Source organism: Pseudomonas sp. LBUM1679 (genome assembly GCF_059695565.1).
On the sequence record NZ_CP166774.1, the window covers coordinates 2,661,369 to 2,674,360 of the forward strand.

The following is a 12,992-nucleotide window of genomic DNA, read 5'->3' on the forward strand; positions in this document are numbered from 1 at the left end:
ATGGCTGTTTTTGATCGTTTGACCCGTCGTCATCTGCTGGGACTGGCCAGCGTCGCCCTGGCGAGTCCGTTGCTGATGTCATTGCCGCGCGCCAGTTGGGCGACCGATGAACACGCTGGACATGCTGCCCCGGGTGCAAGCGAGCCCGGCGGCACTGGCGAGTTTATCCGTCTGGACGCGCCGCGGGCGCTGAAGCTGGCGGTCAACCTCAATGCGGTGTGCCTGGCGCCGGTGGTCATCGCCCATGGGCAAGGCTTTTTCAAGAAGCACAACCTGGATGTGGAACTGGTCAACTTTGGCAACTCCACCGAAGTCCTGCTCGAAGCCATCGCCACCGGCAAGGCCGATGCCGGCGTCGGCATGGCGTTGCGCTGGCTCAAGGCCCTGGAGCAGGGCTTCGACGTCAAGCTCACCGCCGGTACCCACGGCGGTTGCCTGCGTTTGCTCAGTGCGGTCAATGGTGACGTGCACAAGCTCGAAGACCTCAAGGGCAAGACCATCGGCGTCACCGACATGGCCAGCCCGGACCGCAATTTCTTCTCGATCCTGCTGAAAAAGCACGGCATCGATCCGGTGCGCGATGTCGACTGGCGACTGTTCCCGGCCGACCTGCTGGGCACGGCGCTGGAGCGTGGCGAAGTCCAGGCGATCAGCGGCAGCGACCCGTTCATGTTCCGCCTGATCAAGGCCGGCCAGGCCCGGGAGCTGTCCACCAACCTGGTCGAGGAGTACGCCAACCTCAGCTGCTGCGTGGTCGGCGTGACCGGCAAACTGGTGCGCGAGGAAAAACGCGTGGCGGCGGCGCTGACCCAGGCGATTCTCGAGGCCCACGATTACTCGGTGAAAAATCCACAGGCCGTGGCCAAGGGTTTCCAGGCCTATGCGCTGAACACCTCGGTCGAAGAAGTCGAGGCCATCCTGCACGACCATACCCACGGCCATCATGCCGTGGGCGCGCTGCTGACCAGGGAAATCACCACCTACGTCAGCGACCTGAAAACCGTGGAAGTCATTCGCCAGAGCACTGACGCCGGCGAGTTCGCCAAGGAGATCACCGCCGATGTCTTCAGCTGAGGTTTCGACACTGGCCGCAGCGGCGACGCCGCGGGCTTTCAAGGTCTGGCGCCAGGGCGCGATAGCGGTGTCGGCGTGGGTGGCGGTGGCACTGTTGGTCAGCTATTGGCCCAACGCCACGCGGGTCTGGCCGATGACCCAGGGCCTGGCGAATCTGTGCCTGGCGGTGGCGGCATTGATCGGTCTGCTGGGTATCGTCGGTCGCTGGTCGGCACAAGTCGCCACGCGCATTCGTGCAGCTGGCGCCTGGTTGATCGCATTGCCGATGCTGTTGGCTATCTGGGAGCTGCTCACGGCCAAACTGGGCCTGCTGCCGATGCCATTCTTCGCACCGCCGCAAGCGCTGCTCGCGGTGTACGTTGAAGACTGGCCGCGCCTGGCCGAGAGTTTGCTGCATTCGGCGCTGCTGCTGGGCACGGGTGTAGCGCTGGGCGCGGCGACCGGTTTTGTCGCCGGGGTGGCCATCGGTTGGTCGACCAGCATCGGCTACTGGTTGCATCCGGTGTTGCGCATTCTCGGGCCGGTGCCATCGACGGCGTTGCTGCCGCTGTGCTTCTTTCTGTTTCCCACCAGCTGGAGTGCCAGCGTATTCCTGATCGCGCTGGCGACCTGGTTTCCGGTGACGGTGCTGACCTGGTCCGGCGTGGCCAGCGTCGACAAGGCGTATTACGACGTGGCCCGGACCCTGGGCGCGAAGCAGGGCTTCCTGATTTTCAAGGTGGCGATCCCGGCGGCGTTGCCCCATGTGTTCGTTGGTTTGTTCATGGGCCTGGGCGCTTCGTTCTCGACCCTGGTGGTTGCGGAAATGATGGGGGTCAAGGCCGGCATCGGCTGGTACCTGCAATGGGCCCAGGGTTGGGCGGCCTACGCCAATATGTATGCGGCGCTGTTGATCATGGCACTGGCCTGCTCGGGGTTGGTCTCCGCGCTGTTCCTGGTCCGTGACCGGTTGCTGGCCTGGCAACAAGGAGCGATGAAATGGTAGCCCTGGCACAAACAACAACGGCGTCGGCTTCGGCAGGGCTGGCCCTGCGCATCGACAACCTGAGTCACGGGTTTGCCCTGGACGGTCAGCACTTGCCGGTACTGGAGCGGGTCTCCCTCGAGGTCGCGCCCGGTGAGTTCGTCGCCTTGCTCGGGCCTTCGGGGTGCGGCAAGTCCACCTTGCTGCGGCTGGTGGCCGGACTGGAACCGGCCGATTCCGGCCGGTTGCTGGCGGACGGCGTGTCGATTACCGGCCCGGACCCGAGTCGGGTCGTGGTGTTCCAGGACCCGACGCTGTACCCGTGGCGGCGGGTGTGGGACAACGTCGCCCTGGGTCTTGAAGCCCAGGGCATCCTGAAGACCCATTCGGCCAAGGTCGATGCCGCCCTGGAAAAAGTCGGTCTCAGCCAGTTCGCCCGGGCTTATCCACGGCAGCTGTCAGGGGGGATGGCGCAACGGGTGGCATTGGCCCGTGCGCTGGTCAACGAACCGCGCCTGCTGATTCTTGACGAGCCGCTGGGCAAACTGGATTCCCTGACCCGCATCACCATGCAGAAAGAGCTGATCGATTTGTGGCAACGCCAGGGCTACACCGCGCTGCTGGTGACCCACGATGTCGAAGAAGCCTTGCTGCTGGCCAATCGGGTGATCGTGTTCAGCGACCGACCGGCGGCGATCAAGGCGCAACTGACCATTGAACGGCCGTATCCACGGCATCGCGATGATCCTTATCTGGTGGACCTGCGACGCCAGATCATGGGCTTGCTCGGGTTGGGGGAGAGCTGGTAATCGTGGGGTGAATGCCCAACCGACGCCGAACACTATTGGCGAAACAACGACGTTCCTGTGGGAGCGGGCTTGCCCGCGATAGCGGTGTGTCAGTCCACACATATATCGCCTGACACACCGCTATCGCGAGCAAGCTCGCTCCCACCAAGAGCTCCACATTTCATAAGGACTCCATCGGACCATGAGTTTTACTTCCATGCATTGGGGGGCCTACCGCCCGCAGGTCGTTGATGGAAAGCTGAAAGCGATGGTCCCGGTGGAGTGGGACCCGGATCCGTCGCCCATCGGTACCTCGATTCCCGAAGCCCTCACCTCGCCGACGCGGATCCTGCGCCCGGCTGTGCGCCGCAGTTATCTCGCAGAGCCGGGTTCTCATCCTGAGCTGCGTGGCCAGGAGCCCTTCGTCGAAGTATCGTGGGAGGTCGCCCTGGACCTGGTCGCCGGGCAGCTGAAACAGGTCAAGGCCGAGCACGGCAACCAGGCCATTTTCGGCGGCAGCTACGGCTGGGGCAGCGCCGGGCGTTTCCATCATGCCCAAAGCCAGTTGCACCGCTTCCTCAATCAGTTCGGCGGCTATGTGTTCAGCATGGACAGCTACAGCCTGGGCGCCGGCCGGGTGTTGATGCCGCACATCGTCGGCAACATGGACTGGCTGCTGGCCGCGCACACCTCATGGAAAAACCTGGCCCGGCATTGCGAACTGTTCGTCGCCTTCGGCGGCCTTCCGGCGAAAAACGCCCAGACCAGCCCCGGTGGTGCCAGCGAGCATCTGTTATCCAGTGCGCTGGAAGAGATGTCCGAGGCCGGCGTGCAGTTCGTCAACGTCAGCCCCTTGCGCGACGACCTGACCGGGCCGAAAAATATTCAATGGTTGCCGGTTCGCCCGGGCAGTGACACCGCGCTGATGCTGGCGTTGTCCTACGTGCTGGTCAGCGAAGGTCTGCACAACGAGGACTTCGTCCAGCGCTACACTGTCGGCTACGAGAAATTTCGCGCGTACCTGCTCGGCCATGTCGACGGCCAGCCCAAAGACCCGCGGTGGGCCCAGGCTCTGACCGACATTCCGGCGCAGCAGATCACCGACCTGGCGCGGCGCATGGCCCGCCAGCGCACCATGATCAACGTCGCCTATTCCCTGCAGCGGTCGGTGCACGGTGAACAGCCGTTCTGGATGACCGTGACCCTGGCCGCGCTGCTCGGGCAGATCGGCCTGCCCGGCGGCGGCTTTGGCCTGGGTTACGGCTGCATGAACAACACCGGCAGCGGGCGCAAGGCGTTTTCCGGGCCGCGCTTTTCCCAAGGGGTCAACCCGGTCAAGGATTTCATCCCGGTGGCGCGGGTCACCGACATGCTGCTCAACCCAGGCGCGCCGTTCGACTACAACGGCAAGCAGTTGCATTACCCGGACATCCGCCTGGTCTATTGGGCCGGGGGCAACATCTTCCATCACCATCAGGATCTCAACCGTTTACTGGAGGCCTGGAAGCGGCCGGAAACCATCGTCGTGCATGAGCAGTTCTGGACCGCCCAGGCCAAGTACTCGGACATTGTGTTACCGGCCACGACGGCCCTGGAGCGCAACGATATCGGCAGCTCCGCGTCGGATCGCTTCATGATCGCGATGCACCAGGCGATCGAGCCGGTGGGGGAATCCCGGGATGATTATTCGATCCTGGCGGATGTCGCCGAACGCCTCGGTTTCGCCCAGGCCTTCACCGAAGGACGCGACGCCGAAGCCTGGCTGCGCTTCACTTATGACGAGTCCCGGGGCAGAGCGCAGGAGCACGGGATCGAACTGCCGGACTACGACAGCTTCTGGCGCGACGGCCTGTTCGAGATCGCTTACCCGGACACCGATACCGTAATGCTCAGCGCCTTCCGCCAAGACCCGGACGCCCATCCGCTGCCGACGCCTTCGGGACGCATCGAAATTTTCTGCAAGCGCATCGCCAGCTTCGGCTACGCCGATTGCCCCGGTCATCCGGTGTGGCTGGACAAAACGCTGGCATCGTTCCCGTTGCAGCTGCTGTCGAACCAGCCGAAAACCCGCCTGCACAGTCAATACGACCACGGCGCCTACAGCCGCGCCTCGAAGATCCGGCAGCGTGAACCTTTGACTCTCAACCCCGCGGACGCGCGCGCTCGAGGCCTGGTCGACGGCGACGTGGTCAAGGTGTTCAACGAGCGCGGCGCGTTCATGGCCGGGGTGATTATCTCGGATGGCATTCGCCCCGGCGTGGTGCAGATCGCCACCGGGGCCTGGTTCGATCCATGGGTGCATGGCGAGCGCAACAGCCTGGAAAAACATGGCAACCCGAACATGATCACCGCCGACATCGGGGCTTCGAGCCTGTCCCAGGGCTGCTCGGCGCAAACCGCCTCGGTGGAGATCGTGAAGTGGGATCAGGCGTTGCCACCGGTCACGGCATTCGAGCCGCCGTCGATGGTTTGACTAGGCTGCACCGAATACAGGCTCAGAGATAAAGAACCTGTGGGAGCGAGACCGGCTTGCCGGCGAAGGCGGTGTGTCAGTCGACATGAGTGTTGAATGTCAATCCGTCTTCGCGAGCAAGCCGGTCTCGCTCCCACAGGAGTCAGATGCTCTGATAGTCCTGATGCAATCTATGTGTTCTCACATCAATCAGAACGCGTACTGCAACCGGGTGTAGTAGTAACCACCGGTAAAACCAAAAGGCGAATAGCTGCCCCAGTTATCGCCAAACGAAGAGTTCGGCACACCAATATGGTCAGGGTACTTGTCAAACAGATTCTGCGCACCCACGGCCACGGTCAGTTGTTTGTTGATCGCATAGGCCACGTCAAGGTCGGTAATCCATTTGGCTGAGTACTCGCGATCCAGGCTCGGATCGCTTGTACTGTTGACCTCGGTGTACGTGCCATAACGGGTCAGCCGCAGATTGACGTCAAAGTCGTGGATCGCCCAGTCGGCGGAGAAGATCATCTTGCTGCTGGGGGAGGTTTTGGTGATCAGCGCTCGCGACTGGCGCCCGAGCAACTGGAAGTTGCTGCCCACGGCCGTGAGTTGCGATGGGGTTTCGTTGACGCTGAGGATTTGCGTGTGGTTGTAGTTCAGCGCCGCGGTCCAGCGCACCGAGCCGAACTGGTTCAGGTTCTGCCGGTAGTTGCCAACCACATCGACCCCTGAGGTGCGGGTGCTGGCGCCGTTGGTGAAGTACTGCGCCCCGGCGGTGGCGGGCACGCCGATGCTGTCGAGCAGGGCGGCGACGCCCGGGCCCTGGAAGCGTTCGCTGAGCACCAGGCGGTCGCGCAGGTTGATCACGTAGCCGTCCACGGTCAGGCTCAGGTCGTCACTGGGGGTCAGGGCGAAACCGAGGCTGAAGTTGGTCGAGCGCTCGGGTTTCAGCGACTCGGCCCCGAGGGCCTGGGCGCCTGCCGAGTCCACCGGCAGGATCACGTAGTTGTAGGACTGGTAGACGCCATTGATGGTGTCGAATCCGGTCGAGCGCGCGGTGAAGATCTGGTTGGCCAGCGACGGTGCGCGAAAGCCGTTGCTGATGGTGCCGCGCACCGAAAACACCGGGTTGAATTCGTAGCGGGTGCTGAGCTTGCCGCTGCGGGTACCGCCGACACCTTCGTTGTAGTGCTCATAACGCGCGGCGAGGCCCAGGTACCACTGCTCGACGGGATAGAAGCCCAGGTCGATGTAACTGGCGACGCTGTTGCGACTGACTTTCTGCGCATCGTCCGGCGTGATGCCGTTAGTGACTTGAGCGCCCGGATCAGGCCGTTGCCCGGCGCGCGGATGACCGGCCGGGAACACATAGCCGCCATCGATGTAAGAGGCTTCGGAGCCCGCACGCGTCTCGTAGCTTTCACGTCGATGCTCGAAACCGAAGGCCACGTCCAGAGGCTTGGACAGACCGATCTCATAGCTGTTTTTCAGGTCCAGGTTACTGGTCAACTGGTCGGCAATGTAAATGCCCGAGGTAAATTTGTTAGGCGTGTTTTCGCCCAGTGACGGGTTCTGGTTGTTGTAGGTCCGTTGCTTGGCGTAGTTGCGCCCATAGGTGCTGCTCAGGTCCCAGGCCCAACCGCCGATATCGTCGCCCTTGGCCCCGAACGCGGACTGGAAGTCGGTTTCGTTGATCAGCCAGTAAGGGCTGTAACCGTCGGGGAAACCATTGGGGCCGGTGGTGATGGTGTTGCGCCCGCTGGGCAGACGGAAGTTCTGGCCGTCGTTGTTCTCCCGCGTGGCCAGGGTCGAAAACGAGTAGAGCGTGACGGCATCGTTCAACGGCAGGTCGAGGTTGTAGCCGGCATCGGCCAGCTGGCTGCGCGGCAAGCCGTAACCTTTATAGGTGTGATGGCTGGCACCGGCCTCGCGCGGATCGGGCGAACCGTCGGCCAGTGGATAGTAGTGCGAGCTATAGCCGTTGCTGCCGGCCTTGTTGTCCCGTTCCTGATAGCGGGTGTCGAGGGAGACATTGAGCACGCCGGCCTCGCCGACTTCAAACCCATAGTTGAGCGCCTCTTGCCCGGTCCCGCGTTTACCGTCGTAGCCCTGGCCAAGGGTGGTGTCGGAACTGCCGCCGGTGGTCTGCTTGAGGATGATGTTGATCACCCCGGAAATCGCATCCGAACCGTATTGGGCGGCCGCGCCGTCACGCAGCACCTCGATATGATCGATGGACGCCACCGGAATCAGATCAAGGTCGGTGGGCGCCGCGCCGCTGTTGATGCCGTTGATGTTCAGAGTGGCGCTGGTGTGCCGGCGCTTGCCATTGACCAGCACCAGCACATGGGACGCGGTCAGCCCGCGCAGGGTGGCTGAGCGCACCACGCCGCTGGCATCCCAGCCCGCGCGGTCGGGCAGGTTGAAGGACGGGATGAATTTACTCAGCGCTTCCAGCAGGCTCGGTTTACCTACCGAACGCAGTTGTTCGCCGGTGACCACGTCGATCGGCGTCGGGCTGGTGGTCACGGTGCGTTGCTCGGCGCCACGGTTACCGGTGACGACGACGGTGTTGAGGGTCGGTGAAGGGGTTTCGGCAGCCTCCAGGTTGAACGAGGCCAGGCCGCAGGCGATCGACAGCGGAACTAATAAAGGACGATAGGAAGGCGCCGTTAGGCGCGCTGGGCAGTTGACCATGAATATGAAGCTCCTGAATAACCTGATGCTGTTCCCTGAAGCGCGAGCATCCACATCTGTGGCGAGGGGGCTTGTCGGAACGCCGCATCGCCCCGTCGGGTCGCGAAGCGGCCCCCCTGCGTCCATTCAGACAAAACCGGGTTGTCCGGACTTACGACTGCTTCGCAGCCGAACGGGGGCAAGCCCCCTCGCCACAGGGTTGATGTTCGCCTGACAGTTTTTTAGGTGAGCGCAATGAACTCAATAACGGGGGATGTCCGTGTCATTTCTTGCGCGCGGCGACAGCCTCGATTTCGACCAGGCCGCCGGGCAGCGGCAGGGCCACTACTTGCACGGCGGTGCGCGCCGGTTTGTTCGGTTGCGCGGTGCTGCCGAAGAACGGCGTATAGCCTTCTTGCAGTCCGGCGAAATCGAGCTTGCCGCCCTTGGCCGGGTCACCCACCAGGAACACCCGCAGTTGCACCACATCGCCCAGGTCCAGGCCTTGGCTGTGCAACACGCCTTTGAGCTTGTTGAGGATCGAGGTGGTCTGGGTGGCGGTGTCGCCATAGGCGGCGAAGGAATCCTTGGCTGCTTTCGGGTCGTGCAGGTCGGCAAGCAGGCCGCTGACGAACAGCAAGTCGGTTTGCGCCGGCACCGACACCGCCAGGGAGATCGGGAAATTCGAGTTGGGCAGGGCGACGCGTTTGATCTCGTCGGCGTGGCTGGTGAGGGCGGTGGCGGTCATGAGGAGTCCTGTGAGTAAAGTCATGGTTTTCATCGTTCAGTCCTTTTATGAAAAAAGTCGGGTGGTAACGCTTAATGCCAGTCAGTTGATGAACCTGTGGGAGCGAGCTTGCTCGCGAAGACGGCGGCACAGTCAACATCGATGTCGCCTGGCACACCGCTTTCGCCGGCACGCCGGTCTCGCTCCCACAGGGGATTGGTTGATTGACCGGCATCAGGCGGCAACGCCCGGTTGCTGGCGCTCGGCATGGCGGCCGATCAGTGAAACGATGCGCCGCGCCGAGTCGGCGGCGCTGTTCTGCCAGATGCCGACGCCGCCATGGGCCAGGGCATCGCTGGCCAGGTACGTGCGGCCCTGGGGCTGGTTGAGAAGCTGATAGGCGCTCTCGCCGACCTCGTCGTTGACGATCCACGGGCCTTTGCTGAAAGGCACCTTTGCCCAGTTGATCGCCACCGGTTTTTGCAGCTTGCTGCTGTGCCCGGGGTGCAGCAGTTCCACGGCTTGCCGGGAAGAGGCGAACTGTTCGGCGAGGGATTTTTTGCTGAAGGCCTGGGCCGATTCGCTGGTGTTGTAGGCCGCCACCAGAATGCCCTGGGCACTGTTCAGGCGATCGCTGGGGTACCACAACCCTTTGACTTCATGGTCCAGGTAAGAGAGCCCGCCGTAGATGTTGAAATCGGTTTCCCAGAACCGCGGCGACTGCCAGGCCACTTTGTTCGCCTGATCGCTTTGCGCGGTGAGAATCGCTTGCTTGAACGGCAGGCTGAAGTTGCTCGGCAGCTTGGCCAGCAGCGGCAAGGGCACGGTGACGATGGCGTAATCGGCGGTCAGGGTTTGCGTGGCGCCAGTCTTGCGATCACGGTAGGTGATGCGGCTGCCATTTTCCGAGGTCTGGATGTCGCTGACTTCGGCGTTGAAGCGCACCGCGTCCTTGAGCTTTTCGTAGAACGCATGGGGAATCCGGTCCATGCCACCGACCGGCTGGAACATGGTCGAGGAAAACTCTGGAATTTCATCGAACACCAGCGCACCCCAGAGCTTGGGGTTGAGCAGGGTCTGGAGCTCCAGCGGTGCGCGGGTGATGCCGGTCTGATCGCCGGCACCGGGCACGCGGTTGTAACCGGAGCGCACCGAACCCTTGTATTGCAAGTCGGCGTTGAGGTCGCCATAGACCTTGAGGAAATTCAACAGCGCCTGGCGGTCGTCGGCGGTCAAGTCCTGGTCGAGGGCTTTGCGGCTGACGGTTCGCGCCAGCAGTTCGGACAGCTGTCCGCGAGTGTCGTTGACCGCCTGGCGCAGCTGGAAGGCCGGCTTTTTCGGGTCCGGCAAGGCCAGGGCGTTGCGACTGCTGTTGACCAGCACTTGCAGCTCTACGCCCAACTCGCGGCAGTAGCCGAGGAGGGTCTGGTGATGGCTGGGAATGCGCGCCGGGCCGGCGTTGAAGAACTGCCCGTCATCGAAGTCGACGGTCTGGCTGACACCATCGTCGAAATCGATTTTGGTCCCGCGACGCAACGTCCAGTTGCGCCCGCCCACCCGCTCACGGGCTTCAAGAATTGTCACCGTGAAGCCAGCCTTGCGCAGCTCATAGGCACTGACCAGCCCGGAAATGCCGGCGCCGACCACCACCACATGTTTGCCTTTGCCACTGCTGCCCAGTTGCAACGGGTTGAAGGTTGCCGCCACCGCCTGAGGCGTGAGCCCCAGTGCACCGAGGGCGCTGACAGCGGCGGAATAGCCACCGACGGCGGCAATACGGGAAATCAGTTCCCTGCGGGTGAAAGCCATGGTCTCGCTCCTTGGGGTGTCTACACATCGTTCGAAATGGGTACGGATCTCACCTGTAGGAGCTGCCGCAGGCTGCGATCTTTTGATCTTGATCTTTCGCTCAGGCAACGTGTTGCCTGTACCCATGCGAAGATCAAAAAATCGCAGCCTGCGGCAGCTCCTGCGGGGTTTTCGTGTTCAGGTCAGAGGTCGTAGCGCACCGACAACAACAGGGTTCTCGGGTCGTTGACGGAGTAGTAGCGGGCACCGCTGGACGGCACGTAGCCGACCGATTGCGGGTAGGCGCGATCGAGCAGGTTTTTCACTGCCAGCGTGGTGGTCCAGTGACCGTCGCCGGAGATGTAGCGGGTGTTGGCGTTCCAGAAAGTCTGCTGGGGGACTTCCTGGACGTCGTCGTTCAGCGCGTTGGCGAAGGACTTGGTCTGGAACTGCGCATCGGTGCCGGCGAGCCAGGTGCCGGGCAATCCGGCCGGGATCGTGTAGTTGAGACCGACGCTGGCGTTCCAGCGTGGCGAGAACACCAACTGTTTGCCGTTGGCATCGATACCGGCGCCGCTGGCATTTTCGAAGTCGTCGTACTGGCTTTGCAGATAGCCAACGTTGGCGGTCAGTTGCAGGTCGTGGGTCAGGGCCGTCAGGGTTTCCAGCTCGACGCCGTAGGTGTGTGCCTGACCGACGTTGGTCCGCAGGCTGACACCCAGCGCCGGGTCGTAGGCGTTGGTCTGCAAGTCCTTGTAGTCGTTGTAGAACAGCGCGAGGTTGGCGCGCAGGCGCTGGTCGAAGAAGTCACCCTTGAAGCCGGTTTCCCAGGTGGTCACGTCTTCCGGCGAGAACGCCTGTTCGGCGGCGGCCTGGGTCGGCGCACGGTTGTCGTAGCCACCGGCCTTGAACCCTTTGGCCACGTAGGCGTACTGATTCAGGTGCGGTGTCCAGGCGTATTCGAAGCCGAGTTTCGGGCTGGTGGACTGCCAGGACTTGCTCGACTCGGCGCTGAAGTTAGTCCCGGTGATTTGCCGGTCGGTGTTGATGGCGTAGTTGGTGTAGTCGAAGTTCTTATGCTCGCGGGTAAAGCGCAGCCCGGCGATCAGCGACAGCTGGGGTGTGATCTTGTAGCTGCCCTGGCCATACAGGGCGTAGCTCTCGGTGTTGGTCGTGCTGTATTGGCCCTGGCCGATCACCCGATTGCGCGCGACGGAGAAGGTGAGGTTGTCGCGGTCGGCGTCGAATTTTTCGCGGTACAGGTACAGGCCGGTACTGAAGCTGAAATTGTCGTAGTCGCCGTTGAGTTGGAACTCCTGGGTGGCGTAGTCTTGCTTGTACAGAATCAGGTTTTGCTGGATCAGTGCCGCCTGGCCCGAGTTGTCATAGTTCACCGGTTGATGAAACGCCGAATAGGCGGTCACCGATTTGAAGTTCAGGTGATCGTCGATCTCATAGATGGCGCGCAGTACCGAGCTGCCCTGATCGAGACGGTTCTTCGGGTTGAGGCTGCTGTAACTCTTGAATTTGTCGAAGTGGCCGTCGGCATCGAACGGGGTATAGCTGGTGGTGTCGCCACGGTCGAACGTGCCGGCCAGGGTCAGTTGCACATCCCACGGCGAATCGTCGGGCTTGAAGCGCAGCTTGCCGCGGTAGGACTGGATGTCGACATTGTTCACATCCGAGCCGCGGGTCGGGTTGGAAACGGTGCCGTCACGGGTCAGGCGAATCGCCGAAAAGCTGCCGAACAACGCGTTGTCCACCAGCGGCCCGCTGATCAGCAGGCGACCGTTCCGGGCGTTGTAATCGCCGGCACCGAGTTCAAAGAAGCCTCGGGTTTCCTGGGTCGGATCGCGGGTGATCACGCGGATCGCGCCGGCGCTGCTGTTGCGTCCATATAGCGTGCCTTGGGGGCCGCGCAGCACTTCGACGCGCTCGACGTCGTTGAAGTCGAGCATCGAGGAAATGGCGCGCGGGATGTACAGGTCATCGGCGTAGACCGCGACAGCCGACTCCTGGATCGGATCGGTCTCGCCGATGCCACGGATACCGTAGGTCTGGGCGCTGTAGGAAATCGACTGGCGACTGAGGGTCAAATTTGGCACCTGCCCGGAGAGGTCGCGGATGCTTTTGATCTGCTTGTCTTCGAGGGCTTTTTCGTCGAACGCGGAAATCGCCAGCGGCGTCTTTTGCAGGTCTTCGCTGTGGTGTTCCGCGGTGACGGTCACAACAGGCAGGGCACCATCCTTGGTGTTTTCGTCAGCGTGGGCCGACACGCCGAACAGCGCCAGCGACACGGCCAGCGTCAGACGGTTTGAACGGAAAGTGTTGTGCATGGTGAGCCCCAGGTGTGTAAGTGCGGCGTTGGCGTCGTTATGTTTTTTTAGGCAAAGCGTTGCCGGGGCCATGGTTCGAAAGCCATGGCGGTGGCGGCTTGAGCCGGTTTCAGGTGTGGGTGTTGCGGTTGACCGTGGGGGTGGTGTCGGCCGGAAAAACGTGCAGTTCCGTGGGCCTCCACCT

At 62.5% G+C, this 12,992-nt stretch carries 8 protein-coding genes; 4 read left to right on the top strand and 4 right to left on the bottom strand.

Annotated features, from left to right (window positions below):
- The 4 genes from ACA062_RS12295 (at position 1) to ACA062_RS12310 (ending at position 5,299) form a co-directional block, all read left to right on the top strand.
- Positions 1-1,074, top strand: a complete 1,074-nt coding sequence (locus ACA062_RS12295) for an ABC transporter substrate-binding protein (protein WP_497456600.1) — start codon at positions 1-3, stop codon at positions 1,072-1,074.
- Positions 1,061-2,059 (top strand): ABC transporter permease, encoded by a 999-nt coding sequence (locus ACA062_RS12300; protein WP_497456601.1) that lies wholly within the window; start codon positions 1,061-1,063, stop codon positions 2,057-2,059. Before ACA062_RS12295 ends, ACA062_RS12300 begins: the two co-directional genes overlap by 14 nt.
- Positions 2,053-2,847, top strand: a complete 795-nt coding sequence (locus tag ACA062_RS12305) for an ABC transporter ATP-binding protein (protein ID WP_497456602.1) — start codon at positions 2,053-2,055, stop codon at positions 2,845-2,847. The genes ACA062_RS12300 and ACA062_RS12305 overlap by 7 nt, the downstream gene beginning before the upstream one ends.
- 181 nt (positions 2,848-3,028) lie before the next feature.
- Positions 3,029-5,299 (top strand): molybdopterin guanine dinucleotide-containing S/N-oxide reductase, encoded by a 2,271-nt coding sequence (locus ACA062_RS12310; RefSeq protein ID WP_497456603.1) that lies wholly within the window; start codon positions 3,029-3,031, stop codon positions 5,297-5,299.
- 189 nt (positions 5,300-5,488) lie between these two features.
- Here ACA062_RS12310 and ACA062_RS12315 read toward each other — a convergent pair whose 3' ends face one another.
- From ACA062_RS12315 to ACA062_RS12330, 4 genes are all read right to left on the bottom strand, one after another.
- Positions 5,489-7,978, bottom strand: a complete 2,490-nt coding sequence (locus tag ACA062_RS12315) for a TonB-dependent receptor plug domain-containing protein (protein WP_497456604.1) — start codon at positions 7,976-7,978, stop codon at positions 5,489-5,491.
- A 262-nt stretch (positions 7,979-8,240) separates the two neighbouring features.
- Positions 8,241-8,738 (bottom strand): RidA family protein, encoded by a 498-nt coding sequence (locus tag ACA062_RS12320; RefSeq protein ID WP_497456605.1) that lies wholly within the window; start codon positions 8,736-8,738, stop codon positions 8,241-8,243.
- Positions 8,739-8,918: 180 nt separating this feature from the next.
- The gene (locus tag ACA062_RS12325) at positions 8,919-10,493 is read right to left on the bottom strand and encodes a flavin monoamine oxidase family protein (RefSeq protein ID WP_497456606.1); all 1,575 of its coding nucleotides are present in this window, start codon (positions 10,491-10,493) and stop codon (positions 8,919-8,921) included.
- A 182-nt stretch (positions 10,494-10,675) separates the two neighbouring features.
- Positions 10,676-12,808 carry a TonB-dependent receptor gene (locus tag ACA062_RS12330; RefSeq protein ID WP_497456607.1) on the bottom strand — a complete coding sequence of 711 codons (2,133 nt, stop codon included), beginning with the start codon at positions 12,806-12,808 and terminating at the stop codon, positions 10,676-10,678.
- Positions 12,809-12,992: the final 184 nt, after the last annotated feature.